This is a genomic window from Fictibacillus sp. WQ 8-8, from assembly GCF_024494405.1.
Lineage (GTDB): Bacteria > Bacillota > Bacilli > Bacillales > Fictibacillaceae > Fictibacillus_C > Fictibacillus_C marinisediminis.
Map to the genome: position 1 here is coordinate 46509 of NZ_JAMXKG010000002.1, position 26710 is coordinate 73218.

General features: G+C 46.7%; 30 protein-coding genes. 6 read left to right on the forward strand and 24 right to left on the reverse strand.

Annotated elements, in window-relative coordinates; translation table 11 throughout:
* Positions 1 to 4: 4 nt before the first annotated feature.
* The 3 genes from pdxA to M1K46_RS03975 form a co-directional block, all read right to left on the reverse strand.
* Positions 5 to 1012 (reverse strand): 4-hydroxythreonine-4-phosphate dehydrogenase PdxA, encoded by a 1008-nt coding sequence (gene pdxA, locus M1K46_RS03965; protein ID WP_256225029.1) that lies wholly within the window; start codon positions 1010 to 1012, stop codon positions 5 to 7.
* On the reverse strand, positions 999 to 2297 hold the full coding sequence (locus M1K46_RS03970) for a four-carbon acid sugar kinase family protein (protein WP_256225030.1): 1299 nt from the start codon (positions 2295 to 2297) through the stop codon (positions 999 to 1001). Before M1K46_RS03970 ends, pdxA begins: the two co-directional genes overlap by 14 nt.
* Before the next feature lie 535 nt (positions 2298 to 2832).
* Positions 2833 to 3177: a winged helix-turn-helix transcriptional regulator gene (locus M1K46_RS03975; RefSeq protein ID WP_053356546.1), complete on the reverse strand. Its 345-nt coding sequence runs from the start codon at positions 3175 to 3177 to the stop codon at positions 2833 to 2835.
* Between the two features lie 324 nt (positions 3178 to 3501).
* Here M1K46_RS03975 and M1K46_RS03980 point away from each other — a divergent pair, with 324 nt between their 5' ends.
* A complete protein-coding gene (locus M1K46_RS03980) occupies positions 3502 to 4716 on the forward strand; it encodes an MFS transporter (protein ID WP_256225032.1) in 1215 nt (404 codons plus the stop codon).
* A gap of 119 nt (positions 4717 to 4835) precedes the next feature.
* Here the strand turns inward: M1K46_RS03980 and M1K46_RS03985 are convergent, their stop codons facing one another.
* Entirely contained in the window at positions 4836 to 5342 is a 507-nt protein-coding gene (locus tag M1K46_RS03985) for a sigma-70 family RNA polymerase sigma factor (RefSeq protein ID WP_256225033.1), read from the reverse strand.
* A gap of 262 nt (positions 5343 to 5604) precedes the next feature.
* Here M1K46_RS03985 and M1K46_RS03990 point away from each other — a divergent pair, with 262 nt between their 5' ends.
* The 3 genes from M1K46_RS03990 to M1K46_RS04000 all read left to right on the forward strand — a co-directional run bounded on the left by M1K46_RS03990 (position 5605) and on the right by M1K46_RS04000 (position 6297).
* A complete protein-coding gene (locus M1K46_RS03990) occupies positions 5605 to 5820 on the forward strand; it encodes a DUF1659 domain-containing protein (protein WP_053356541.1) in 216 nt (71 codons plus the stop codon).
* A gap of 48 nt (positions 5821 to 5868) precedes the next feature.
* Positions 5869 to 6087, forward strand: coding sequence for a DUF2922 domain-containing protein (locus tag M1K46_RS03995; protein ID WP_053356540.1), 219 nt, complete (start codon positions 5869 to 5871; stop codon positions 6085 to 6087).
* 72 nt (positions 6088 to 6159) lie between these two features.
* Positions 6160 to 6297 carry a YvrJ family protein gene (locus M1K46_RS04000; RefSeq protein ID WP_053356539.1) on the forward strand — a complete coding sequence of 46 codons (138 nt, stop codon included), beginning with the start codon at positions 6160 to 6162 and terminating at the stop codon, positions 6295 to 6297.
* Between the two features lie 46 nt (positions 6298 to 6343).
* On the opposite strand, the gene M1K46_RS04005 is transcribed toward M1K46_RS04000, so the two are convergent.
* From M1K46_RS04005 to M1K46_RS04045, 9 genes are all read right to left on the reverse strand, one after another.
* Positions 6344 to 7219, reverse strand: coding sequence for an ROK family protein (locus tag M1K46_RS04005; protein WP_256225034.1), 876 nt, complete (start codon positions 7217 to 7219; stop codon positions 6344 to 6346).
* A gap of 124 nt (positions 7220 to 7343) precedes the next feature.
* Positions 7344 to 8297, reverse strand: a complete 954-nt coding sequence (gene manA, locus M1K46_RS04010; protein ID WP_053356537.1) for a mannose-6-phosphate isomerase, class I — start codon at positions 8295 to 8297, stop codon at positions 7344 to 7346.
* Between the two features lie 120 nt (positions 8298 to 8417).
* A complete protein-coding gene (locus M1K46_RS04015; RefSeq protein ID WP_091009459.1) occupies positions 8418 to 8987 on the reverse strand; it encodes a nucleotidyltransferase family protein in 570 nt (189 codons plus the stop codon).
* A 55-nt stretch (positions 8988 to 9042) separates the two neighbouring features.
* Positions 9043 to 10395 (reverse strand): S8 family peptidase, encoded by a 1353-nt coding sequence (locus M1K46_RS04020; RefSeq protein WP_256225035.1) that lies wholly within the window; start codon positions 10393 to 10395, stop codon positions 9043 to 9045.
* 62 nt (positions 10396 to 10457) lie between these two features.
* Positions 10458 to 10667: a hypothetical protein gene (locus M1K46_RS04025; protein ID WP_256225036.1), complete on the reverse strand. Its 210-nt coding sequence runs from the start codon at positions 10665 to 10667 to the stop codon at positions 10458 to 10460.
* A gap of 148 nt (positions 10668 to 10815) precedes the next feature.
* Positions 10816 to 11325, reverse strand: coding sequence for a M23 family metallopeptidase (locus tag M1K46_RS04030; protein ID WP_256225038.1), 510 nt, complete (start codon positions 11323 to 11325; stop codon positions 10816 to 10818).
* 176 nt (positions 11326 to 11501) lie between these two features.
* Positions 11502 to 12956 carry a sodium/pantothenate symporter gene (gene panF / locus M1K46_RS04035; RefSeq protein WP_091009449.1) on the reverse strand — a complete coding sequence of 485 codons (1455 nt, stop codon included), beginning with the start codon at positions 12954 to 12956 and terminating at the stop codon, positions 11502 to 11504.
* Positions 12953 to 13234 carry a YhdT family protein gene (locus M1K46_RS04040; RefSeq protein WP_062238416.1) on the reverse strand — a complete coding sequence of 94 codons (282 nt, stop codon included), beginning with the start codon at positions 13232 to 13234 and terminating at the stop codon, positions 12953 to 12955. The genes panF and M1K46_RS04040 overlap by 4 nt, the downstream gene beginning before the upstream one ends.
* 236 nt (positions 13235 to 13470) lie before the next feature.
* Positions 13471 to 13884: a CHRD domain-containing protein gene (locus tag M1K46_RS04045; protein WP_053356531.1), complete on the reverse strand. Its 414-nt coding sequence runs from the start codon at positions 13882 to 13884 to the stop codon at positions 13471 to 13473.
* A gap of 345 nt (positions 13885 to 14229) precedes the next feature.
* Between M1K46_RS04045 and M1K46_RS04050 the strand changes: the two genes are divergently transcribed.
* The gene (locus tag M1K46_RS04050; protein ID WP_175501972.1) at positions 14230 to 14391 is read left to right on the forward strand and encodes a Spo0E family sporulation regulatory protein-aspartic acid phosphatase; all 162 of its coding nucleotides are present in this window, start codon (positions 14230 to 14232) and stop codon (positions 14389 to 14391) included.
* A gap of 110 nt (positions 14392 to 14501) precedes the next feature.
* Here the strand turns inward: M1K46_RS04050 and M1K46_RS04055 are convergent, their stop codons facing one another.
* The 5 genes from M1K46_RS04055 to M1K46_RS04075 form a co-directional block, all read right to left on the reverse strand.
* The gene (locus M1K46_RS04055) at positions 14502 to 14915 is read right to left on the reverse strand and encodes a thiol-disulfide oxidoreductase DCC family protein (protein WP_256225039.1); all 414 of its coding nucleotides are present in this window, start codon (positions 14913 to 14915) and stop codon (positions 14502 to 14504) included.
* 18 nt (positions 14916 to 14933) lie between these two features.
* Entirely contained in the window at positions 14934 to 15710 is a 777-nt protein-coding gene (locus M1K46_RS04060) for a VOC family protein (RefSeq protein ID WP_256225040.1), read from the reverse strand.
* 150 nt (positions 15711 to 15860) lie between these two features.
* Complete coding sequence (locus M1K46_RS04065) at positions 15861 to 17339, reverse strand: sodium:solute symporter family protein (protein WP_256225041.1); 1479 nt, start codon at positions 17337 to 17339, stop codon at positions 15861 to 15863.
* Positions 17340 to 17534 carry a DUF3311 domain-containing protein gene (locus M1K46_RS04070; RefSeq protein WP_053356525.1) on the reverse strand — a complete coding sequence of 65 codons (195 nt, stop codon included), beginning with the start codon at positions 17532 to 17534 and terminating at the stop codon, positions 17340 to 17342. It abuts the gene before it with no gap.
* Positions 17531 to 18730 carry a M20 family metallopeptidase gene (locus M1K46_RS04075; RefSeq protein WP_256225042.1) on the reverse strand — a complete coding sequence of 400 codons (1200 nt, stop codon included), beginning with the start codon at positions 18728 to 18730 and terminating at the stop codon, positions 17531 to 17533. Before M1K46_RS04075 ends, M1K46_RS04070 begins: the two co-directional genes overlap by 4 nt.
* A 239-nt stretch (positions 18731 to 18969) precedes the next feature.
* Between M1K46_RS04075 and M1K46_RS04080 the strand changes: the two genes are divergently transcribed.
* Entirely contained in the window at positions 18970 to 19164 is a 195-nt protein-coding gene (locus M1K46_RS04080) for a hypothetical protein (RefSeq protein ID WP_256225043.1), read from the forward strand.
* An 83-nt stretch (positions 19165 to 19247) separates the two neighbouring features.
* On the opposite strand, the gene M1K46_RS04085 is transcribed toward M1K46_RS04080, so the two are convergent.
* The 6 genes from M1K46_RS04085 to M1K46_RS04110 all read right to left on the reverse strand — a co-directional run bounded on the left by M1K46_RS04085 (position 19248) and on the right by M1K46_RS04110 (position 26707).
* On the reverse strand, positions 19248 to 20204 hold the full coding sequence (locus M1K46_RS04085) for an ABC transporter permease (protein ID WP_256225044.1): 957 nt from the start codon (positions 20202 to 20204) through the stop codon (positions 19248 to 19250).
* The gene (locus tag M1K46_RS04090; RefSeq protein ID WP_256225045.1) at positions 20179 to 21129 is read right to left on the reverse strand and encodes an ABC transporter ATP-binding protein; all 951 of its coding nucleotides are present in this window, start codon (positions 21127 to 21129) and stop codon (positions 20179 to 20181) included. The genes M1K46_RS04085 and M1K46_RS04090 overlap by 26 nt, the downstream gene beginning before the upstream one ends.
* Before the next feature lie 174 nt (positions 21130 to 21303).
* On the reverse strand, positions 21304 to 23310 hold the full coding sequence (locus M1K46_RS04095) for a beta-galactosidase (RefSeq protein ID WP_256225046.1): 2007 nt from the start codon (positions 23308 to 23310) through the stop codon (positions 21304 to 21306).
* Between the two features lie 139 nt (positions 23311 to 23449).
* Entirely contained in the window at positions 23450 to 24529 is a 1080-nt protein-coding gene (locus M1K46_RS04100; protein ID WP_256225047.1) for a M24 family metallopeptidase, read from the reverse strand.
* Positions 24516 to 25529: a UDP-glucose 4-epimerase GalE gene (gene galE, locus M1K46_RS04105; RefSeq protein WP_256225048.1), complete on the reverse strand. Its 1014-nt coding sequence runs from the start codon at positions 25527 to 25529 to the stop codon at positions 24516 to 24518. Before galE ends, M1K46_RS04100 begins: the two co-directional genes overlap by 14 nt.
* Positions 25529 to 26707 (reverse strand): galactokinase, encoded by a 1179-nt coding sequence (locus M1K46_RS04110; protein ID WP_256225049.1) that lies wholly within the window; start codon positions 26705 to 26707, stop codon positions 25529 to 25531. The genes galE and M1K46_RS04110 overlap by 1 nt, the downstream gene beginning before the upstream one ends.
* Positions 26708 to 26710: the final 3 nt, after the last annotated feature.

Consider the following 26710-nt stretch of genomic DNA (forward strand, 5'->3'; position numbering starts at 1 on the left):
TATACTATGGCCGCTTTGGAGCCAATTCCACTGCTTGACGAAGCGCTTCGGTCATGCTTTTTTCATCTGCTATACCTTTACCTGCAATGTCGAACGCGGTTCCGTGGTCCACGCTCGTCCTAATAATAGGCAATCCGACTGTGATATTTACGCCTGCATCCAGTCCCAATACTTTGACCGGTCCATGGCCCTGATCGTGATACATGGCGACGACAATATCAAAATCACCGCGGACCGTGCGGAAAAATAGTGTATCAGCAGGAAGGGGGCCAACGACATTAACGCCTTCTCTTTGTGCCTTTTGCACTCCAGGTATTACTTTCTCTTCTTCCTCACCATATCCGAACAGACCGTTTTCCCCAGCATGCGGATTAATTCCGCAGACTGCGATCTTTGGCGACTCAATTCCTGATTTCTTCAACGTCTCATCTGCTAGTTTAATAACACGATAGACCCGCTCAGGATTAATCATTTTTACGGCATCAATGATACCGACATGAGTGGTAACATGAATGACTTTTAAGTTAGGAGCCGAAAGCATCATTGAAAATTCATCTGTTCCCGTCAGCTCGGCCAATATTTCAGTATGGCCCGGATACTTATGGCCACCTTTATGCAATGCTTCTTTGTTTAAAGGCCCAGTACAAATCGCATCAATCTTTCCTTTATTCGCAAGGTCAATCGCCTTGCTTAAATATTCAAAAGCCGCATGACCAGCAATAGGCGAAACCTGCCCAACCGGAAGATCTTCAGGCACCAGGTTCAAATCCAGACAATACACCGTACCATGTGTGAAATTCAAGTTTTCAAGTTCGTCTTCCGTAATCGTTTGAACTGTAAGGTGGCTATTCACATAGCTCTTTGCCCGCTCAAGAATTCGGGTGTCGCCAATGACAAACGGACGAGATAATTCATAGATTTCTGTGCTTGCAAGGCTTTTCAGAATGATCTCCGGACCCACACCGGCAGCATCTCCCATTGTAATTCCGACCATACTTTTATTTTGATTCATGCTCTAACACCTCTCCTGTCATATGTTTCAACGCTTGGACTAAAGAATTTTCATTGCCGAATCCGCCGGCCTTTGTAACCGTCCAGTACCGGCGTTTTTCATCACTTGCTATTCCTAACGGAAGCCCTGGCTCCACCTCAGACCGCAGTTCCATTTGGGACAACCCAACTTCCGAACAGACCGCCTTGGCCGTATCTCCGCCTGTAAGCACCAATCCTTCAATTGAAGGCACCCCATTAAGCAAAGAACGCGCGATGATGCCAAGCTCCCTTGAAATCATTTCCCCGATCTGATTTTTATGCAAACCCAAGTCCCTGCCAAGCTCCTGAGCTGCTGAACGGTTTTCATCTGAGCCATCTACATAAAGGACAAGATGGCGTTTTTCTGGAACCTGTTTTATTTTTTCGATCAGGCTCTGCAGATCATACGTCTTCCTGATAAGTTCTGACGGATCCATTTCCAACATCAGGGAGTCAGGCATTATACCAACCTTTCCTAGCTGTCCTTTTGTCGTTTGTGATAAGCTCGCCGAGACAGTAAGGGTCTGGCTCACATTGAGCTTTTCTCCTAAACCCTGTGGTTGAGCTGCTAGACCAAGAACAGCTGGAAGGTACTCGATCAGGCCAGCTGATCCTGCCCACACGGTTTTTTTATTTAATGCAGAAAAAACATAAGCCGCTTTCTCCAAATGCTTATCCGTTTCAGCATCACAGACAAACCAGGATACCCCCTCATCCAAGGACTCTAAAATTTTGGCCAAAACCTCTTCTTTCGAACGTGATAACAGAACGCTGTTCACGACGAAGATTTTATGATGAGCATACTTCTCGAGCAAAGCAGGGATATGGCTCTCCGTGACCGGTGTTTTCGGATCTTTGCCAAACTCGGTCGTTTCCACAGGCCGGCCGTCAACATATTGGGTGCCATTGATCGTCTGTCTGTTTAACTTTGGATATGCGGGAGAAATAACAAGCATTTCCGGCTTGAACACCTCATATACCGCTGCCAGTTCTGAACCGATATTGCCGCGAAGAGTAGAATCTATTTTTTTATAAACATGTACTTCATCCCGTTCCTTTACGTGGGAAGCCGCTTGTAAGATACGTTTGCAGGCTTCTTTTTCACCAAGAGCTCTGCTGTCAGTATCATATATTGCCACATCTGCTGCAGCAACTAGTGATTGGGAAAGATCCAGCCAAACGATTGAACGGAAGCCCTGTTTGGATAATTGGACACCCGAATCGTTGGCGCCTGTCAGGTCATCGGCAAGAATAAATAATTGCATTGATGAAAACTCCTTTATGAATGACGTCCAGTACATTTTTTAAAATTCTAAAAATTACTACCCCTAGTATAGCGTATTTTTCAAGCTAACTTAGCGACGGCAAAATGAAAAGATCAGACAAAGGAAAACTGGATTTTCCCATTCATCTCATTCTTAAAGAAATAGACGAAAGAGGAGTAGGGGGTTTGAAGGGGCAGGTAGTTTACATAATTAGAGTTTGGACAGTATTTGTGCGACTTTGGACAGTAAATGGCTTGGTTTGGACAGTATTTACCCTTTTTTGGACAGTAAAAGTGGATATCTGGACAGTAAATGAATTTGACAGGCATGTTCCCCCGTCAAATTCCCGCTCCGCAGGCAAAAACCACAACAAAAAAGCGTTCAGAACATGGAAAGTAACGTTCTGAACGCAAAAACAAAGCATTTTTACTCCAATTCATCACCAAAAGGACCAGAAAAGACGGGGAAGAAAATGGTGCCAGGCACCGGGATTACACAAGTGTGTAATTCGGGTGCCTGGCACCATTATAGTTAACTAGCCTTCAACTAACACAAGGGATTTGTCGTCGTAGTTGCGTTCGATGTGCTTCTCGCCCCATGCACACAGAGAATCGAGGATCTCCTGAAGGGACCAGCCGTAATCGGTAAGATAGTACTCCACTTTCGGCGGGATCTGCTGGTAGATCTTGCGTTCGATCACACCGTCTGCTTCCAGCTCGCGAAGCTGCTGAGTCAGCATCTTTTGTGTGATTCCAGGCATGGAACGCTTCAGTTCACTCGTTCTTTTTGTTCCTTTTGTAAGGTGGCAAAGAATAACGACCTTCCACTTGCCCCCGATCACTTCCAATGCTGCTTCAACCGGAATGTTATATTTCTTCATCTGCCTTCCTCCTCTTACAGTTACTTTTTTATACTATAGTTCAAAACGAACCCTATAATCGATATTAAACCGTATAAGACTTCTCGTATCATACCATAGGATTGCTTCTGTTTCAATGCCTCCTGTATAGGCACCTTCAAGTACCTATAGCACCACCGGGTTCCTACCGTACCAAGAGGTGGCTGTGGTACTTGAAAGTGCGTACTTCTCAATACTTCCGCTATGCTCCATAATAACCCTAGTCAGCCGCACAGATTCATTGGGCCCCTGTGCGATGGATATGCTGGCCACACTCATTTCTATCATGTTGAAGGGGGATTTATTATGGTTTCATATACTGTTTCACATAAAACCCAGCCATCAGAGAAAAAAGGAACGTTTGCGCTGCTCGCTCTTGCGATTAGTGCATTCGGAATTGGTACAACAGAATTTGTGCCAGTTGGCCTGCTTTCTTCTTTGGCTGATGACTTAAATGTTTCAATTACACTTGCTGGATTGCTCATTTCCGGTTATGCACTCGGTGTTGCATTCGGTGCTCCCATTCTGACTGCAGTTACTAGCCGTTTAAACCGGAAAACACTTTTGCTTCTTCTTATGCTCGTATTTATTGTCGGAAACACGGCGGCCTCGTTAAGCCACAGCTTTGCTTTATTGTTAGCAGCCCGTGTCATTACTGCTTTTTCACATGGCGTATTCTTTTCAATCGGATCGACCATTGCAGCTGATCTTGTCCCGGAAAATAAAAGGGCAAGTGCCATTGCTATCATGTTTACAGGTCTTACCGTAGCGACCGTAACCGGCGTGCCGCTCGGAACCTTTATCGGCCAGACGTTCGGCTGGAGAGCAACTTTTGCTGCCGTTGCCTTGCTTGGTGTCATCGCCTTTATCGCTAGTCTATTTTTGATTCCTAACAATTTAAAAAGTGCTTCAAAAGCTTCTTTCAGTGATCAATTCAAGCTGATCACCAACGGAAGACTGCTTCTTGCGTTTTCTATTACAGCGCTTGGCTACGGCGGAACATTTGTAGCCTTTACATTCTTGGCACCTATTTTAGAAAAAATTACAGGCTATCATCCTAAATCAGTAAGTATCATTCTGCTTGTATACGGGGTAGCAATCGCCATCGGAAATACGATTGGAGGAAAAGCAGCAAACAAGAATCCAATCCGTGCCTTGCTTTGGATGTTTGTTATCCAGGCCATCGTAATGTTTGTTCTTTTCTTTACCGCTCCTCTAAAAGTGGCCGGAACAGTAACGATCGTCATCATGGGACTGTTTGCATTCATGAATGTGCCTGGCTTGCAGGTATATGTTGTGCAATTGGCTGAAAAATATGTTCCATCTGCTGTCGATGTAGCTTCTGCCATCAACATTGCAGCGTTTAATGTCGGGATCGCAATTGGTGCCTACGTCGGCGGACTTGTCGTCGATTCCATCGGCTTGATTCATACGCCATGGGTTGGCGGACTGATGGTCGTTGGTGCTGTCCTGCTCTCTGCATGGAGCGGAGCGTTGGAACGAAGAACAGTGAACAAATAAGGAAAAGAGGGGTGCCTGGTGCATTCCTCTTTTGTGTTTATTTGGGTCGTGCTGAGATGTCGATAGTTTACATAACATTCTTTTCGCGGGTATTTTGCTTATTTTGGCGGGTAAACCGTTCATTTCCGCTGGTAAATCTCATGCCGTTCTGCCCGGCTTCTAAGCTTTAATAGAGCTTGCTTCCTCCATGATTTTACGGCGTGTATGCTCACTCCCTCTTCCTCTGCAATTTCGGCTTCTTTCATCTGGAGAAAAATCTTTTTAACCACCCATTTCCGCTGGTTCAGGGTCAGATCTGACAGATACATCTCCAATACTTCATTTTCAAGGGGAAGAACGCCCCCTTCAAAAGGTATGGTTTCTGTAAGCTCCAGGCTGAACCCGACATGAACGGCTTTATATTTGGCTTCCTTTTTTAGTTGCTCGAGCATTTTTCCTCTAACCGTTCGATAGGCAAATGGACCAAAGTCTCCTTTATTTTGGTCAAACCGTTTGAATGCTTCCCAAAGACCAATAAGTCCTACTTGGTAATACTCATCATAACGCCCGGTAACACCAAGGGACTGGATTTGCGATTTAATCAAGGGATCGAACTGAAGAGAGAGATTTTCAAAACTGGTTTTCATCTTATTTCATCCTTTAAAAAAGACACGTGCCTTACGTTTTATTCCGCCGGTAATCTAAACATAAAGCTCCATTTTCAGGCTGTCATATGATCAAAAGGGCAAAACCGTACGGGTAAAAGGGATGAAAATGATGTTTTCGAGAGGGGTAATGGAGGTTTTCAAAAGGTCATGATTAGGGGTTTGGTTATTTTCATTTATTTTTTATAGAGATGCCTCTTTTTTCACGGAACTTGCTATTTATAGGTGAAAGGAGGTGATGGACATGGCAACCACAGCAATCCAGGATACACAGCTTCGCATGGTGTTTGATGCAGGGATGGATGGCGATAAGCAGCTGTACAAAAACAAAAATTTTTCCAACGTAAAAACCTCTGCTTCGGCTGATCAGCTTTATGCGGTAGCAAACGCTCTTTCCCCTCTTCAGCAGCTGCCTTTAATCTCTGTTGAACGCAATGACTCACACAGCATTTATGCGTAAAAGACTATGAAAAACCAGGCATGATTCTATGGAAAGGAGGATACTAATATGGCTAAAACGTTGGAATTGCAGTTCCTTAACGAACAGGACAAAACGGTGACGATTTCCCTTGATGCTCCGAAAGAACCAGTGGATCCGGCCGCTGTCAAAGCCGCCATGGATACCATCATCGCCCAGAACATCTTCGTTTCGAACGGCGGAGATTATGTGAAGAAGAAGGGCGCCCGGGTCACGGACCGCACTTCAAGCGATATCGTTCTTCCATAACAGCGCAGTATGAACAAACCCCAATCGGCCGTCTTGCTGGTTGGGGTATCCTGCTTATAGGAGGTTAATAAAATGGAATCGTGGCTCTCTTTCGTAAGCGATGTTGGCTTTCCAGTGGTGGTGACGCTGTATCTTCTGCACCGGATCGAAGGCAAATTGGATACACTGAACCACTCCATCCTGTCCCTGGCCGAACGGGTGCAAAGATAGCACAAAAAAAGCCTTGTCCTCCTGATATGGAGAGCAAGGCTTTTAATTATTGCTGAAGAGTTTTGGCAAGGGCAATTGCACCGCACAATCCGGCATTGTCGCCCAGCCCCGGCGGTACGATAAAGTCTTGAATGTTTTCCTCGGTAAGCTGCGGATGCTGTACATAGCCGTTGAGCGTATCCAGCACTTTTTTGCGGATGAGAGGGAAAAGCTGTTCCTGCTTCATCACGCCTCCGCCAAGAACCATCTTCTTCGGAGAAAGAATAAGAATGTAGTTTACAAGAGCCTGGGAGAGATAGTGGGCCTGATATTCCCAGACTTTTTCTTTGCCTGCAAGCTCGATGCCCTTCTGGCCCCATCTCTTTTCAAGAGCCGGCCCTGCCGCCATTCCTTCCAAACAGTCTTTGTGGTACGGACAGCTACCTTCAAAATGATCTTCGGGATGTCGTCTGACTAAGATGTGTCCCATCTCGGGGTGAGTCAAACCGTGAAGGAGCTTGCTCTCTGTGATGGCGCCGACTCCAATGCCCGTTCCGACGGTCATGTAAATGCAGGAGTCCAAGCCTTTCGCTGCTCCCCATTCCAGTTCACCGAGCGCGGCTGCGTTCACATCCGTATCAAAAGCCACCGGAACGAGAATGTGCTTCTGAATTTCTCCAACCAGGTCGTACTGGGCCCAATGCGGTTTTGGAGTACTTGTGATGTAGCCATATGTTTCGCTGTTCTTGTCCAGGTCAACAGGTCCGAACGATCCGATGCCCATCGCACTGATCTCTTTATCGCGGAAAAAATCAACCACCTGGCCGATCGTTTCTTCCGGAGTGGTTGTCGGTATGCTGATCCGCTCAAAAACCTCTCCGTTTTCATCACCGATACCGCAAATAAACTTCGTGCCTCCCGCCTCTATCGCTCCGAGTCTCATACCATTTCCTCCTATGCCTATTATTGGTGCCAGGCACCGCTTTTTGACATTTATGTAAGAGAGGGTGCCTGGCACCGGCCGTTACACACTTGTGTAATGGCGGTGCCTGACACCCTGTTAATTCTTAGCTGCTGTGTGATGTTATGAAAGATGCGTTTCCTTTAAGAGAGAATTTCTTTACGGTAGATGGAACGATGAAATGGTCTCCCTTCTTGAACGAAGATGTCCCATTTTGCGTCTCGATCTCCCCTTCTCCGTCAAGAACGCTGACTAGAAGATACATAGGGTTCTCCAGGTCCAGCGCTGTGCCGTTCAATGCCCAGTGGTAAACGGTAAAATAGGATTCTTTGATCAGTTTTTTCACTGTCAGATCTCCCTGTTTGTTTTCAACAGGCTGGAAGTGGGCGTCCTCATGGGGAATCATCGCCACTTCAATTGATTGCTTAATATGAAGATCTCTTGTGTTGCCTTGAGCGTCTTTACGGTCATAATCGTAAACTCTGTATGTTACGTCAGAGCTCTGCTGGGTTTCAAGGATCATCGTCCCTGCCCCGATGGCATGAATGGTGCCGTTCGGAACATACACGAAGTCACCCGGCTGTATTTTTATTTTACGGAGAAGCTTGTCCCACTGCCCGTTGTCTACCATCGCCTGAAACTCATCCTTGGATTTTGCATGATGGCCGTAAACGAGCTCGGATCCTTCCTCGCAATCTATGATATACCAGCATTCGGTTTTTCCAAACGCCTCATGCTCTACTCGCTGTGCATATTCATCATCTGGATGCACCTGAACAGAAAGATCTGTTTTTGCATCCAAAATTTTAACGAGCAGCGGAAAGTCGTCTCCTTCCTGACCGGCAAAAAGCCCCCTGTGCTTTTGCCACGCCTCGTCCAGTGTCAAACCTTTAAGCGGACCATTCAATATAGTGCTTGGACCGTTCGTATGAGCAGAAATCCCCCAGCATTCACCCGTCGTCTCTGACGGAATCTGATAGCCGAAAGTCTCTCTTAGCTTTGTTCCTCCCCATATTCGGTCTTTAAATACCGGCTGCAAAAAAATCGGTTCCGCGTACATACCAACATCCCCTCATAGTTTCATCCAATACAATAGATACAGCTTCTATTTTACATTATTCCTGGGGGATAGTGAAACGTAGAGAGGAGGATTATCTATGGAAAATAAACACATTGCTGCTTAGTTTTGATAGAGGGCCACCCGCGGCCATACAGCAGTCCAATCTTTCTTTCGCAAGCGTTGTTCGTAAATGGCGTAAAACTCCCTTGATTCTTTAAAAAGTTGGGTAGGCCTCACTTCCATGGCAAGCACATCTTCCATTCCGCAGGGAGCTGTTATAAGGAGCCGATCCTGTTCGTCCAGTTTCGCTCCCAGAGCCGTTGGCGTTTCAGGGAATTTAGAAATAGCGTCCTCTGAAGAAACGTACGGCTGCAGATTATTGATCACATGCATCCTCGCCTGGTTTTTCACGGACCAGGGAACTTCCGGCATAAGCATTCTTAGCCTATCCTCGAGTATTTTTTCTTCACTTTCTTTCGGATGTTTCGGGTCAAAATAAATGACATCCACATCTTGAAGGGGTGTCTTTTTTTCAAATCCATGAAGTGCATCCCAAATCGCTGAACGGATCACTCCCGCACATACCCACCAATCGGGCAGCTGCAGCGTCTTGACCGCTTTTAATATCTCCATCAACCATGGATCATTTTCAAGGAAACGCTCGACATCTTTCTGATTTCTAAGGCTCATCATTTCTCTCCTTTTTAGACATAAAAAAAGCAGCTGCAGTTTTGGCTCCGATGCTTTATTTCACTTGAGTTATCGTCAGTTTATAGCTTTGCGTACTCCAATGATTGTTTTCTTCGTAAATTTGCAGATAGGATGTTCCAGGCAACACGGTATACGTAAAGGACTCAGTGCCGTTCAATCCTCTGTCGTTTGTCCTTCTGGCATCGGCAGGCTCTCCCTTAATGGTATGATCCATCCAGACTGTGCCGTCCATTCCGGAAACTCCGCTCAGTTCCGCCTTTACCGTCATTTTTTTGGTTGAGGAAAATTTAAACCAGTCACTGTCCATCGGCATATGATAGCGGTCGCTGTATGTCTTGCCCAGCTTGATAGATTTTGCCTTCCCCCTGCTGTTGCCTGCGTCTGCTGTGATTTTTGGAAGCTTATCAGAGAGCGCTCTGTCAGCTCTTGCCCTTCCATAGCCAGCAACGATGTTCCAATAAACTTTATAAGCAGGCAGCCTGGTTGCATTTTTTTCTAGCAAATATTCGATTTGACAGGACGAATAATCGGGATGCTTGCTTAATAGAAGTGAAGCCACTCCACTAACTGCAGGGGCAGAGAATGACGTCCCGTTAACCGATTCAAACGAGCCGGTTCGATTGGTGGTCCAGATATTCTCTCCCGGCGCGGTAAGATCAAGCCGCGGTCCATAGTTCGAAAAATCGGAGACACGATCTTTTTCATTGGTAGATCCAACCGCTAGTACTTCTGGGTAGGCAGCGGGATAACTGACCTTCATATGCTCGTTTCCTGACGCCGCAATCACTAGGATCCCTTTGGAGTATGCGGTTAAAATCATTTCATATACAAACTGGCTGTAATTTGTGCTCCCCATGCTGATGTTGATGATATCCGGCTTTTGGCTGATGGCGTACTTCAGCCCATCTAAAAAGTCAAACAGTGTTGCTCCTGCTGTGTTGCCGATTCTAATTGGCAGTATCTTTGCGTAAGGGTTGATGCCTGCCACTCCGGTAAGATTGTTGCTTTTGGCAGCAATGACACCGGACACCTTGGTGCCGTGGCCGACCCTATCCATTGGGTCAGCATCTTTTTCGTATGTATCGTAGCCTTTTAATGTCTGTCCTTTCAGATCAGGATGCCTATAGTTTACGCCTGAATCCAAAACAGCGACGGTCACCTTTGAACGTTTTTTTGCTGCCTTAAGGTTGTCCCAGGCCCGCGGCACCCCCATTCTTGGCAGTGACCATTGTCTGGCATAGAGCTTGTCATTCGCCTTAGAAAATGCTGTGAAAATAAAATTCGGTTCAGCGTCTTCTACCAATGGAGAATTGCGAATCCTGTCCAGTGCAGCCTGATAGTTAGCTGTATGCGGCAGCTCGATCGTATATATATTTTCCTTCTGCAAGTTGGCAGATGTGTTCTTGATTCTGTAGCTTTTCTCAAGCGCAGCAGCAAACTGTCTATTTCTTAATTAACGATAATCTGGCGGTCGTGAATGCCGGTTGTTTCATTGTCTGCAGCTGACAGAAAGGCGGAAGTCCTGTTTTCCTTTGAAAATGAACTGAGTTTGCGGTCCAGCATTTCCTGGTCATACGCTTCAGCAGAGATTGAAAAAAGCAGCAATAACAATACTGCCAGCAGGACCGTTGCCAGCGTCTTCTTTAACTTATTTTTCATTGTCCCTCCGTGCAAAAATATGTAAATTCATCTATAATTTTACCTTATTTTAGCAATGTAGCAAGAGGTAATGTCGGTGCCTGTAATGTCGGTGCCTGGCACCGGTGTTACATACATATGTAAAGGAGGTGCCTGGCACCTCTCCCTCTTAGCTCTTATATGTTTTGCTTCCCCAATAAAAGATGCTGTGCCCGTTCCATCTGATTTTCTCAGCCTTCCCGTTGTATCGTTGTTCGTAATGAAGATGCGCTCCTGTAGAACCTCCCGTGCTTCCAACCGCTCCAATCTTTTGGCCCTGCGTAACCTTCTTTCCGACAGAAACATTTATGGCACTCAAATGCCCGTATAAAGTCTGCCATCCTCCGCCATGATCAATAACAATGTATCTTCCATAACTGCGCCTTCCTAGATTTTTAACTTTAACTACTTTTCCCGCAGCTGAAGCGATCACCGTATCTCCCTCATCATACAAACGGTTTAGATCAACCGCATTTTGAGGGTTATGGTTCATTCTCGTTTGCCCGATCCAAACTTGTCCTTCTGGAAACGGTATCCGGAAAACCGGTGAAGCGTCTACCTTTTTAAATGGGGTTTCGAGCAAAACAGCAGCCGTACACAGCGGAATGATAAAGAAAAACATTAGTTTTACTTTTGGCATCTGTTTGGATTCTCCTTTTCAAGTTAATGGGGTGTGAATTCACTATGTAATTGGAATATCTTCTTTTAGGGTGCAGTAAAATCCAAAAATTACTGATGGGAAAAATGTGTAAAAAAAATGGTGCCAGGCACCGCGCATTACACACTTGTGTAATGGAGGTGCCTGACACCAAAATATTAGATGATTCCTTGTTTTGCCAAGGATGATTGAGGGCTGTTTTTTGAAACTAAACTCAAAAGAATGTACGCCGCAAGCGAAAGAACGACCGGCAGGACTACAGTATGCATTCCCCACAAATTAGGGGCAAAGGTATCCAGAAGGATGTAGGAAAGCACACCTGTAACGATGGACCCCACTGCACCTGCTGCATTTCCTCTCCTCCAATAAAGACCGAGGACGACAGGCCATATGAAAGCTGCTTCCAATCCTCCGAAAGAAAACAGGTTCAGCCAAATCAGCAAATCTGGAGGATTCAGAGCCATGATGAATACCAGAATTCCGATGATGGCAGTCACTGAAAAACTAAGCCGTTTAACCGATTGCTGGCTGGCTTCCGGTTTGATGTAATTAATATAGATATCCTTAACAATCGATGAGCTTACAATCAGCAGGATGGCGTTCACCGTCGACATGACAGCAGCAAGCGGTGCTGCGAGCACGATACCCGCAAGCCACCCTGGCAATACTTTCAGTGCGAGCATCGGCATCACCTTATCACCGATTTCCACTCCTGGTATGACAACTCTCGCAAACACTCCGGTCAAATGCATCCCAAGCATGATAAATCCGACGACAAACGTCCCGATGATCATGGCCTGATGCATCGCTTTTGAATTCCTATAGGACATGGCCCGGACAGAGATCTGCGGTAGGCCGACCACTCCAACCCCTACAAGCAGCCAGAATGAGGAAACATAAAGCGGCGTCAAAGACTTGTCTGCTCCATACGGTGAGATCAAGTTCGGGTTTTCAGCAGCAAGCGTTGAAATGATATGAGGAACACCTCCGCCAGCTATAATGGTTCCCGCGAGTATAACGAGCGTGCCGATAAACATAACGATTCCCATTAGGGTATCCGTGATTACGACTGCACGAAAGCCGCCCGCTATGACATAAACAAGAACGGAAAACGAAAAAATCAGCAGTGCCACAGGGTAGGAAACACCAGTGAATGATTCGATGAGCCGGCCGCCGCCTACCCACTGCGCAGCCGTTGCAGAAAACAAGAAGATGCTGATGCTTGCCGCGGAAAAAATAACGACCCATTTGTTTTCATAGCGTGCTTTTAGAAAATCAATAAGCGTGACTGCGTCGATCTTCCTGGCGACAATCGCAAACTTTTTCCCCAGAACAGCAAGGGTAAAATATCCGGTCACAAGCTGCGCCATCGCCAGCAGCACCCAGCCAAGCCCGAGCTTATACGCGATGCCGGGCCCGCCAATAAAGCTGCTCGCACTTCCGTAAGTCGCTACCATCGTAAGGGCTAGAACGAAGCCCCCGAGGTGCCTGCCTCCCAGGAAATAGTCCTGTAAAAACCCCGAACCACTCTGTACCTGGCGGGAGGTATAGATTCCGACGACAAACATTCCGATCAAAAAGGCAAGTAAAGGGATGACCACTTCCCAGTTCATCGCTGCTCCTCCTTTAGGTTCTGCCGTTCAGGTTCACCTTCAAAAGGGACGTCTTTGAAGAAAAATTTGACCATGATGTATACCAAAATAGAAAACACAATAAAACCGGCGACACAGCTGTAGAAGAACCATGCCGGCAAACCCCATATGTAGTGATACTCCTTAACCGGTTTACCGCCAAGCCCGTAGGCAAATGCGTACCACCAGATAAAGTTCAGAACGGCTAGCCCGATGCCCATCAGCGCTTCCCGATTGGATATTTTAAATCGCGGATCCATCTCAACAGCTCCTTTCAGAATCCGTCAGTTTTTGTAGATCAATGTGTCTATTATGCCATAAAATACTGTCATTTTCTCGGTGGTGTCTTGTACTTGGTTTCTATGTGCACTTTGTGGTGCCCTCTTTGTGGTGCCAGGCACCACGTTTTGACACTTGTGTAAGAGCGGTGCCTGGCACCAAAAAGGCCCCAAAAATAAAACAGCCTAGCTATTCGAAGCTACGCCGTTCGTATTCCTTATTTGATCGGCTCGATTGGGCCGCGCAGTTCCCCGCCCGGACTAAACTCCGAATAAACATTCACATAAGCATTTCCTTCGATGATCTCTTCCACAAGCCTAGACAAGGGCATTCCTTGAAGTGGTCCAATTAAATCATTACTGGTTATGCTCCCTGTTACAATCCCTGTATTTAAGCTGATGCCAGGTTTTATAGAGCCAAGAAGATAAGCGGTAACGGGACCGTTTTTCCCTGGTTGTCCTAAATGAATGCGCGCTTGAGTTAACTTCCTTAAATTATTAACCTGAAGCCGATAGTGCAGCTTGGTTCCATTGGAGCTTAGGACAAATTCTGTGGTGCCTGATGCCCGGGTGCCAACAGGGGGAACTACATGGTCGCCTTTTAACCTGCATAAAAAATTTTTCAACAACAATCCAACCACTCCTTTCCGATAGCTATTGACAGTATATTCAGGAAAGGAAAATAAGCTTGTTTATTCATCTAGAATTTTCAAAAAATAATTTTTATCGAGGTCAAATCGGTTGGTGGATTCTTGCGCATTTCCCGGGACATTTTTTTACAAAAACAAACAAAGAAATGTGATTCTTCACTTTTCTCGTAAAAACTCTGTAAAAACTATCAAAATTGTCAAAAAATATACTATATATTGAGAAAATTCAATAGACACTGTCCTATATCTAGTATAAAATGGGAATATATAGTGATAGTTACCTGGACGTGAAGTTATAAAACATTTTTCTGTATAGGGGGAATGGATATGACTCATCAAAATATAATAAAATTAAAACTTGAGATCGATGCCATCCGCTTAACTATGTACGTAATGAGCACCCGCGTAAACAACCTTGCAGACCCGCTTCTTGTACAGTTAAGCCAGCTGCTAGACCAAAAACTAAACGAATTGAATCAATGTGCATAAAGCTGTCACCCTATTTGGGGACAGCTTTTTTAGTTGGGTGCCTTTAGTGGGTGCCAGGCACCGCGTTTTGACACTTGTGTAACTGCGGTGCCTGGCACCCACTACGAATGCTAGTCTATGAACCGTTTACGTATGTCCGGTGTGGGGATCATGCAGTGGTCCTTTTTGCCGAACCATCTGTAACGGTTCTTGGCAATCCAGGAATATAGCCCATCGCGTAGCGGCTTAGGGATAACAACAAGAATATAGGCCACACTCCACAAGCCCCCGAGATCTCTCGCAATCTCAAGAGCTGCCGTTGATCTTTGATAGATAAGGCCCTTTTTTATATAAACGAGACTTTCAAAATCTTGTACAGGAAGAAGGAATTCACTGAGCAGCCCCTGGCCGGCATCCGATTGCAGGGAGCCAAATGAAATTCGCCCCTTCTTATCCTGTCTGATCAAAAAATTAACGATTCCGTTGCAAAAATTGCAGACGCCATCAAACAGCAAAATTGAGCCGTCCCTTTGCTTATCCCTCATGCTTGCCCCTCCCCTTCCTTACTTAAGATTCAAACCGTTACTTAAAACCAGCTCGTATGGACGTTCGCCTTTTGTATTTAGTAATTCACGCGCATGCCCTTCACCACAAGGGGAACAAAAATGAAGCTCGCAGCCCTCCAGTTCTAGTACAGCACATTCCGCCTGAAGGCCTTCATTGGTATATCCGGTACCTGCGGACAATCCTAGCCAGTCCTGCCAGAGCGAGGATGTTTTCTTCGCATCCTCTACAATGATGGACAAATGATTCATTTTCAAATCCCCTGCCGGATGGCTGCCGATGATACCTTTCTGCCGAAGGTCCGTTTCCCGATCTTTGTCCGGCTGCAGCCAGTCTATGAAAAATGGAGGCAGCAGTTTATCTTCGCTATCATGATTGGTTATGAAAAGCAGCTTCCAGCCTAGAATGCTTCCATCCTGTCGTTTGCGGCTTCCTGGAAGCAGCCTTGTCTCTAACCCTTTCTTCTCCAGCTGCACCTTTACCTCTTCTATTCGATTGGTGCGGATCGCAAACTGGCCTGGTCCCTGTTTGTCAGGCAAATCGCGCAGAAGCTGGCCGATCAAAGGGTTTTCCTTCGCCTGCTGGGCAATCTGCCCATTTTCAACAGCTAAAAACTCTACATAACTCAAGCCAAAATAGCAGAGTGCATTGAAGGTTCCCCAATTTTTATGGCTCCCGCCCTGAGAAGCGTAGAGACCTTGTTTTTTTAAAGCATCAATATGATTATTCAGTTCTTTATCGGTAAAGTACACAAGATGGTCAAACGCGAATGCCATGTTAACTCCTCCCGAAACTTTTATCTACTCTAAAATTACCAAAGTTGAAGGCAAAAGGAAAAAAATTGGTGCCAGGCACCGCGATTACACACATGTGTAAAGACGGTGCCTGGCACCAATTAAGGCACCAATCGAACCAATTAAAGGAATTTACGCGGTCTGCTCATTACCTGCTTTTTTGCTGACAGCAAGCGGACGTGTAAGGGCACTGACGATGAGAAGGACGATGATGTTGACCAGCAAGGCGACGATGCCGATGTTCAAATCTTTGACAGCTTGGGGGAGCATAGGCAGCAAGATTGCGAGCGTTGTTCCTTTGATAGAAACATAGGCCACCACGGCTACACCGCAGGCAATGCCGGCAAACGCTCCCTGCTTGGTCACGAAGGGCTTTTTCGCCAGACTGAACAGCAGCGCCGGGAACAGCTGGGTAACGAGGCTGTATCCCATCAGCAGCAGCGTAACTATGGTATCTCCGCCTTTAAAGGTGAAGAAAACGGCGATGAGCGCCATGACCGGCACAAGGTATTTTGCCAGCTTGGCCACTTGCTTGTCCGTTGCAGAAGGTGACACGACTTTATAAACATTTTTCGCAAAAAGGGTAGAAGCCGCCATGAGTAGCAGCGAACCTGGAACCAAAGCGGTAAGCAGTCCGGCCGCTCCGATCAATCCAATAATCCACGGATCGAACGTCTGGACAGCAAGCTTGAACAGTGAAAGATCGCCATCTGGCCCTTTCAATCCAGGAACTTTTAAGATCGCGGCAAACCCAACAAACATGACGAAAAGCAAGATGAGAGAATACAGCGGCATGAAGACTGCATTTTTGCGGAACACTTTTGCATTTTGAGCGGTAAAAGAGGAGGCAAACGTATGCGGCCACATATAAAACCCGAGGGCCGTCAATAGAACGGTAGAGATAAACCAGCTGACGCTCATACCTTCGCTCGGCAAAGCAAGAAAGCCCGGCCTTGCGGCTTCGATGGATTCAAACATGGGCTGAAAACCGCCGTAATGGTGGATGGGAAGATATATTCCAAGAAACAGTACGATCGCTAAAATCATGAAATCTTTTAAAACGGCCGTCCAGGCTGAACCGTGGATGCCAGAGATCATAACGTACACCGTCACGGTAATTACACCGATCCACACCGCGGCAACCGGCGAGATTTTTCCATATGAGGCTTCTGATACGATGATTCCCAATCCTTTCAGCTGCAGCACCAGATACGGAATCATAGCGACGATGCCGACAAGGGACACAAATACACCGAGGTAGGGACTTTTGTATTTGCTGACGAAAAAATCAGACTGTGACACGAGTTTGTTTTCATTGGCGTATTTCCAGATTGCGGGAAGCAAAAAGTAGGAAATGACATAGGCAAGTGCGCCGTATGCCAGGATGTATAATGACGGGCCGCCTTTTCCATACGCCCAGCCGCTTCCGCCAAGAAACGTAAACGTCGTGTAGATTTCTCCTGCCATTAAAAGGAACACGAACATCGTACCAAAACCCCGTCCCCCGACGCTCCATTGCTCGAGGTCCATATCTTTTCCCCGTTTGGCACGGACTCCAAGGTACAAGGACAGAATTAAAAACAATGCGAGTATGATCAGTGATGTGTTCATTTAGTGCTCCTCCTTGTTCACCGGATCTATTTTGTAAATAAGAGCCATCAAGGCGGCTGTAATCAAGACCCAAAGCAGGATCCAAAACATGAGGAAAGGCATACCCAGTACATAAGGTTCAACCTTGTTGGCAAAAACAAGCCCTCCAAACATCCCGATAAACGGCAATACCGCAATCCAATGAATCAGTTTCATGCGCCCGCCTCCTCTTCGTTTCTGTACAGCATTTTTTCGGCAGCCCGAACAAACATGGCGACCCCTTGCTCTAACGCATCTTCATCAATGGTAAAACGGGCGTGGTGATGCGGGTAGGTAATTCCTTTCGCCTTGTTGCCCGCGCCGGTAAAAAAGAAGCAGCCGTCCGCTTTTTGAAGGTAAGCAGAAAAATCTTCGGCAACCATATTCGGTTTCATCAATTCAACTTGCTCAGCTCCGTATAGTTCTTCAGCTGTCTCGTGAAGGAAGCGCGTTACCTCATCCTGGTTGATCACTGCCCGGTACCCATTCTCGTAGCGGAACTCATAAGCTGCTCCATGAGCGTCGGTTATTCCTTTGATGACCTGCTCCATCAGCTTGGGTGCCTGTTCCCTGACCGCGGGGTTAAAGCTTCTGACCGTCCCGCAAATCTCCACAGAGCCAGGGATGACATTATGTGTCGTCCCGCCGGTAAACTTTGTAACAGAAAGAACAAGCTGCTCCAGCGGATCGGTGTTTCGTGAAACAATGTGCTGAAGGTTGGTCACGACCTGTGAGGCGATTGCAATGCTGTCGATCGTTTGATGCGGAAGCGCTGCATGGCCCCCTTTTCCGTGAACGGTCAGAAAAAACGTATCTGGTGCTGCCATCATAGGCCCATAAACAATCCCGATTTTCCCTACTTCAAGCGGTGACCAAAGATGGGTCCCAATTACAGCGTCTACACCGTCCATCACGCCTGCCTGTACCATCTCCTCGGCGCCACCAGGGTAAAGTTCCTCTGCATGCTGAAAAATAAAACGGATTTCGCCTTGAAGCTCGTCCTTTTTCTGAGATAAAATTTTAGCCGCTCCAAGCAGCATGGCTGTATGCCCGTCGTGGCCGCACGCATGCATGACACCAGGCCTTCGGGATACAAAATCAAAATCGTTTTCTTCCATAATCGGAAGTGCGTCAATATCCGCACGAATGGCAAGCACACGGCCGGGTTCATTGCCTGTCAGTGTTGCCATTACACTGTTCTTCGTTGGACGGGAAAGCTCAAGATTTCCAAACGATTGAAGCATCTGGTAAATAAATTGGGACGTCTGTTCTTCGCTGAATGACAGTTCCGGATACATGTGAAGATGCCTGCGCCACTTCACAACCTGATCTTTTACCCGCTGACTCTCCTTTACTGCTGTTAACGTTCTCATGATTCTCCCCCACCTTCCCATCGATATGAAGGCCATTATATAAGAAGATTAATAGTTTGAAAAGAATAAATATACCGATTTTTCTGATATTTGAACCCGTTCTCATGGTAGCGATGTCCTAAGGCGGTGCCAGGCACCTCGATTACACAAGCATGTAACGGCCGGTGCCTGGCACCCACCGCCCCGTTTAATAATTATGATGTTTAGGGAAGATGATAAGAAAAAGGAGGCTGAGGATAATGGATGCGAAACGAGAAAACAACGGCGAACAAAATGACCTGCAACAGCAGGATCTCAGCAGTAATGAGGATTTTTCCCAAGACAAAGTATATGAGGAATTAGAATTTTCCGATCAGGCAGTCATCAGCGGTATCGTACATCATCTAGTACATCCTGGAGAAGCAGAAGAAGACTGCGAAGAAGAAACCACATAAAAAATGGTGCCAGGCACGCAAATTACACACTTGTGTAACAGCGGTGCCTGGCACCATGCATTTTGGTACGATGCATTTATTTTCTATGACCTCACATCACGCTTCTGGAAGACGGCAAACGTGATCACAAGGAAGACCGCCGTATAGGCTGCGAGCATGCCCAGGGAGAAGGAAAGTGACATACCTTTAACGAGCTGCATCCCTTCATCAAGATATTGGGTCAAATCCATGTTGGGAAACAGCGTGTATTTTGCCCATGATTTTCCGCTGAATATGGTTGTAAGAATGTTACCGGCAAACATAATGAACATGGAAACACCAATCGCCACAGAGCTGCTGTAAAACAGTGTGGAAATCATGAAGGCTAATGCAACAAGCACGGCGAATTCGATGAATTCCAGCCCCATGTTCGCCAATACATAATGGGAGATCGATTTTTCTTGGACTACCCCATCGACATTCGTCAAATACGGCTGGTCCATTCCGCCAAACCCATAGAATACACTGCCGATCAGCCATGTGGATACGATAAGAACGATCCACAATAAGAAGGCGAATCCAAGGGTAGCCAGAAGTTTGGAAAGCAGGATCTTCCAACGGCTGTATGGCCGGATCAGCAGCATTTTTACGGTACCCTTCGCAAATTCGGTTGCCACAATGTCACTCGCTACTACAATAACAAACAATCCCAATAACGAGGACAGCGGCGAAAAATCTTTCATAAACTTCCAGCTTGTTGTTTCATAAGGAGAGATATCATGCTTGATGGCGTATTGATTCTGTTTATACTCCGTTTCCAATGACTCCCTGAACATTTTGGGCGTTTTATCCTTTTTAGCCTGAGCAATTTCCTTTTTCAGTTCTTTATTCTGTTCCGTCAGCTCTTGCTTCCATTTTGCTTTTACCGACTCGTCTTCTGTAACCTTGCCGTAGATCGCCACGCCCAAAACGATAAGTATGGGAAGTGCAATAAACACCCAAGTTCTTACCCTGCTGAAAATTTTGACCCATTCATTAGTGACCAGTGACAGAAACTTCATTTAGATCTCCTCCTTTCCCCGTCATTTCAAGGAACCTTTCTTCCAGCGTTTTCTTCTTCAGTTGAATGCCGTATACCATAAGTCCTGCCATGACGAGCCTTTTATTGATATCACCGATCGCATCCGGCTGCTGGATCTGTAAAACGAGTTCATTCCCTTCCACCACAACCGGGATATCCGGAAGCTGTTCACCGAGAACCTCTTTCGCTTTTAAAAGATCGCCATCCACTTTGAAATGTACGGTGGCGTCTGCCTGATCGGTAACGTTGGTTACGTTATCTATCCGAACAAGTTTTCCGTGCTGAATCACAGCGACACGGTCACACATCAGTTCCATCTCCGCTAAAATATGGCTGGAAACGATGACTGAAGTCCCTTGATCAGCAAGCGCCCGCAAATAATTTCGCAAATCATGCATCCCTTGAGGATCAAGCCCGTTCGTCGGTTCGTCCAGAATTAGAAGTGAGGGATTGTGCAAAAGAGCCTGGGCTACACCGAGCCGCTGCCTCATGCCGAGCGAGTAGGCTTTTACCTTTTTATGAATGGCATACTCCATTTCCACCAGCTTCACGACCTCATCGATTCGCTCTTTCGTCACTCCTGGCATGATGCGTGCATATTGCATCAGGTTTTTGTAGCCTGTCAAATAGTCATACATTTGCGGATTTTCTACGATGGCCCCGATCTGTTCCATCGCTTTTTCATAGTTCTTGCGGATATCCAGGCCGTTCACCAGGATTTCTCCTTCTGTCATCGAAATCAAACCGACGATCATACGGATCGTTGTCGTTTTCCCCGCTCCGTTCGGTCCGAGCAGTCCAAAGATTTCCCCCTTTTGAACACTGAACGAAAGATTGTCTACTATATTTTTGCCTTTGATCCGTTTCGTTACCTGTTTTAATTCCAGCGTATGTACCGTTTCCATAATTCCTCCCTGTCCCCTGTTTCATCATTTCAGAATTTTTATCTAGTTTCCAAATAATAACATATCGCACTCTGTTTTACGGGTCAATCTCGTTAATAGTTTCATAAGTTTATAAAAAAAAGGTGCCAGGCACGCAAATTACACAAGTGTGTAATTGCGGTGCCTGGCACCTTTTTACTGGATCAAAAGAAAAGAACCTAAAGATTGCAGCCTGACGTCTCCTTTGAACGTTTCACCTGTTATGGCGTCCTTCCAGGTGCCCTTTGGCAAGGAGACCCGGTGACTTGCTGTCGTTGAATGATTCATCACACATAAGAACTTGCTGCCGGCCTCTCCATCCCGTATTACCATTTCAACATCGTCCGGCAGTTCGATCGTCTGTACGCCAGCCTGAGCAAAAATGTCTCTGTACAGCCGCACAAGAAAATAATCTTCTACCGCTGTACCGATATAATACACGTTGCCTTTTCCGTACTTGTTCTTCGTGATCGCAGGTGTACCTTCATAGAAAGCGTCCCTGTAGACGGCGAGGACCTCGGCCGATTTCGGCTCGATCAAGTCACACCACACTGTGGCCGGCGACATGATGTCCATGATGTTCCCCGCTATTCCCGTTACACGTGTCTGCTGGCCGGTCTGAAGCGACTCGTACTCGTGGACTTCGATGCCTGCAAGCTCTCCAAGTTCTCCGGGAAGCGTCATTTCTGTAACCGCATTGTTCGGCTCTTTCACCCCTGCCCGATAGGAAAGCACCACCGTTCCGCCATCTGCCGCATACTTCTTCAGTTTTTCCGTAAATACCGGATTGGTTAAAAAGTAAACGGGAACGATGACCGTTTTCAGCCCGTCAAGGCTGCTCTCCGGAGAGACCATATCAGTAGCCGCGTTCAAACGGTAAGCACCGGAATAGAAACGAAGCATCTCCTGCTTATGGGTAAACGCATCACTCTGCGGCTGGATTCGCCAAGCCCAGGCATTTTCCACATCGTAATACACACCGACTTCTGCTTTATATTTAGTGGCGATCCACTCATCTCCGAATACTTTCAGAGCATTGAATACTTCTTTCACTTCTTCAAACTTTCGCCTCGGCTTACCGTCGTGATCCAAGATTCCATGGCAGAATTCTTCGGTTCCGAAACGGGCGGCGCGCCACCTGAAATAGACGATCGCCTCCGCTCCCCGTGCAATAGCCTGGTACGTCCAAAGCTTGATGTGCCCTGAACGAGGCAGGTAGCCGATATGGCTCCATCCTTGTGCCCCGGATAGCTCCTCAAGCACCCAATAGCCTTTTCCGTCTTTTGTTGAACGGCAAAGATCATGCTGCTGGGCAATCGCGGCAGGCGGAATCGGTTCAGGTAGACCGCCCCAGACCGGGTAGTTGTCAAAGGATATGAAGTCGAGGTCCTTCGCGATATCCCGCTGTTTTAGGGCAAGTTCGGTAAAGACAAAATTATGGGTGATAAACTGCTGAACTGAAATATGCTCTCTTAAAATATCAGCCTGCAGCTTGTTGTACGCTGTATAGCTGTCTGCGCAAAACCGGTCAAAATCAAGCAGCAGACCCGGATTATGTTCCTGAAATACTTTCCGGGGAACAGGGATCTGCTCCCACGCCGTATAGGTTTGGCTCCAGAAGACCGTACCCCATGCTTCATTTAATGCATCCAGGCTGCCGTATTTGTTGCTGAGCCATTCCTGAAACGCCATGCGGTCTTCATCACCATAGCTGCGGTCCGATTTTTCATGGCCGTACTCGTTATCCGTCTGCCAGCCGATGACATCAGGATGCTGGCCATATTTCTCGGCCAGTTTGCGGACAATTTTTCTGGTGAATTTCTGATAGGTCTTGCTGTTCACCGTATAATGCCGGCGAGCACCGAAAGAAATCTTTACACCGTTCTCATCAACCGGCAAAATTTCAGGATACTGATGCGCCATCCATGCAGGAGGAGTCGCTGTCGGCGTACCGAGGATGATTTTTATCCCGTTTTCTGTAAGCAGATCAATCGCCTCATCAAAAAGGGAAAAATCGTACACTCCTTCTTCCGGCTCCATCAGCTGCCAGCCGAATTCGGCGATTCGCACCACATTAACTCCAAGCTCCTTCATCAGTCTTACATCTTCAGGCCATCTGGATTTTGGCCACTGTTCCGGATAATAATCTACTCCTATAAACATGCCGCTCACTCCTTTGTCTCTCTATTCTTTCACCGAACCGTGCAAAATACCAGAGATAAGCGGTTTTTAAAGCAGAAGTAAGAAAATCAAGACCGGTGAAGTAAGTACGGGACATTCGAACGCTTCTTCAGTTTCTTTCTTATCTAATGAGGATATCCGGCCGTCGCAGTGTTTGTCCTTCGAATGTTACTTCAAGGTAGGGCCATCCCCCGGTTTCGGTCAAAATTTCAGCTTTATTTTGTTGAATGAGGACGGTGTCTTCTGATTTCACACCGGGCAGCGAAGGATTCCATGTGAATACCATGTTTTCCTTCACCTCAGTTTCTGATTCCATTGTTGCGATAAACTCTCTGGAGTCATATCCAGTTGGCCCTCCTTGATGGAGGAGTTTCCAGTCTTCCGGATGGCCCTCTTCCACGTACTGCTGTATCCCTTTTTTGAACACTTCACCAACCGTTGTACCAGGTTTAGTAGCGGTTATAAAAGCCGCATCAATACGAGCGAGTTTTTCTTTATGATCAGACAGTTCCTGAGACAGCGGCCCGAAATGTACAACCCTTGTCAGGTTGGCGACAAGCCCCTCACGCTCACCGCAAATCACCAGCAGCCCATGCTTTTTCAGTTTCTTAGAAGTAGGAACCGGGTGGCGGTAGGAATAGATGCGTTCATCTGTAGCAACAAGCAAAACTTGAAGCCTGATCCCCTTAGATATCGCCTGTTCTGCCACCATCCCGGCAATTTCATGTTCCGTCTGCCCAGGCTCCATCTTCCGGCAAACCGATTCAAGTGACCACGCCGTATCCTGGCACAGCTTGCGGTAACGCTCCACTTCTTGTTCATCTAATATGGATCGAACACGTTTCAGTTCCTCCGTCATGTCGGCATAGTCTTTAAACGGCGTATCCGTCCCCATCCTTTTCCCTATTCCAAGTTCAGAGATCAAATGATCAGAGCCTTTAAACCACTCATCCGTCACCACTTTAACTTCATGAGAAAAATGGGAGAGTTCTTCTTCCTTTATGCGCCGTTCTTCCATCTTGGTCGTCACCACATAGATCTCATCTTCAAAAATCACAAGATCTGCAACACCTTCCGTGATTCCAAGCACGATCTGGTTCTGGCGGCCGCTTGTTACCCATGAAAAATGGTTCCGTTTTCTCAGCAGTATTCCGTCCAGATGGTTTTCTTTCATGATGTTTCTGATCTTACCTAGAGCCATTGTCCGGACCTCCATCGGCATAACCGTTCGGATGATGGAGATGCCAGTTCCAGGCGTGTTCTACCATTTCATGGACATCAGGATATTTTGGAACCCAGCCCAGTTCATCCTTTGCTTTTTGAGAAGAAGCAATAAGAATCGCAGGATCGCCTGCTCTTCGCGGAGAAGAAACAGCTTCGATCGTTCGGCCTGTAACCGTTCTGCATGTATCGATCACCTGCTTCACCGAGAACCCCTTACCGTTGCCGAGGTTGTATACGCCGCTCTCTCCAGTTCTCTTTAATTTTTCGAGAGCCAGGCAGTGAGCGTCAGCCAGATCCATCACATGGATGTAATCCCGGACACAAGTACCGTCTTCTGTCGCATAGTCCTCCCCGAATACAGAGATATGCGGCCGTTTTCCAAGGGCGGCTTCAAGAATGATCGGAATCAGGTGAGATTCGGGTGTATGATCTTCTCCAATTCCTCCTTTTGGATCGGCGCCTGCCGCATTAAAATACCGGAGAGCGACTGCTTTCAGCCCATAAGCCTGATCTGCCCAATGAAGAAGTCTTTCAATGGCCAGCTTCGTTTCTCCATAAGGATTGGTCGGAAGCGTCCGGTCGCTTTCCTGAATAGGGACGGTCTCAGGTTCCCCATAGACAGCGGCAGTAGAGGAGAAGACAATGTTTTTCACGCCATTTTTCACCATGCGGTCTACCAGATTCAATGAACCCGCCACGTTGTTCTGGTAATAAGGAATCGGATCTGCAACACTCTCACCTACAAGAGAGTTGGCCGCAAAATGTATAACTGCTTCAATGTCATTTTCTGAAAAAACGGTATCCAGCAAGGCGCTGTCATGCAGATCTCCTTCATATAACGGAACATCCTTCAGCACAGCCTCCCGATGCCCTTTTTGCAGGTTATCCAACACGATGACTTCTTCGCCTTTTTCACGCAGACACAATACGGTATGGCTGCCGATATAGCCTGCTCCTCCGGTTACCAATATGGCCATTATCTCTTCACCTCTTTGATTTCTTTTACACCGTCTCCAATTTCACAAACATAAAAGTCAGGCGATAAACCCGTTTGTTGTTTGTAGTTTGCTGCCACGTTCTGTTTGAATGCTTCTACCTGTCCGTCTTCCACGACGGAAATGGTGCAGCCGCCAAAACCAGCGCCGGTCATTCTCGTACCTATGCAGCCGGGCTGCTGCCCCTGAATGTCAAACAGTGCGTCAAGCTCCAGTCCGGTCACCTCATAATCGTCACGCAATGAAAGATGGGACTCCTTCATATACAGGCCAAACGCAAGTAAATCTCTATTTTCGAGTGCTGCTACGGCTTTTTGAACACGATCATCTTCAGTAACTACATGTCGGACACGCTTTTTAATCGTTTCATCAGCCAGATAGGCTTCCATTTTCTTAAACTGAAGAGGGCGAAGGTCACCGAGTGCATTAACATCCTCTATATGCCTTTGGATGATTTCCAGCCCTTGTTCACACTGTGCTCTTCGTTCATTGTACTTGGAGTCTGCAAGCCCTCTTCTTTTATTTGTGTTTGTGATGACAAGCTTGTATCCTTCGATTTCAAGAGGAATCAATTCAAACTCATAACTCTGGCAATCTAGAAAAACAGCATGGTCTTTCTTTCCGAATCCGACCGCAAACTGATCCATAATTCCGCTGTTTACACCGATAAACTGATTTTCCATCCGCTGGCACAGCTTGGCGAGCTCCAGCATGGGCAGTTCCTCTTTTTCCAATACTGAAAAACCAAGCGCACTGGCCATGCCTATCGATGCAGAAGAAGAAAGGCCCGCACCATTCGGAATATTGCCCGCGTATAAAACATCAGCCCCTGAGAGCTGGATACCCAGCTTCTGCAATTGCTGCAGGATACCTTTCGGATAATTTGCCCAATCGTCAGCCTTATCATAGACAATGGGCTGTTTTGTATCGATTGAAACCTCCAATGGGAAGTTCTCACTCTTCAAACGGTAGACACCATCGTTTCGCTGGCGAATGGCCATATAGGTTCCAATCGTTAATGCAGCTGGAAATACAAAACCGCCGTTGTAGTCGGTATGTTCCCCAATTAAATTTACGCGTCCGGGTGCAAAGAAAAGTCGTACTCTGTCGTTATTTCCCGGAAAATATTCTTGAAATCGTTTCACCCATTGGTTCTCCACGGC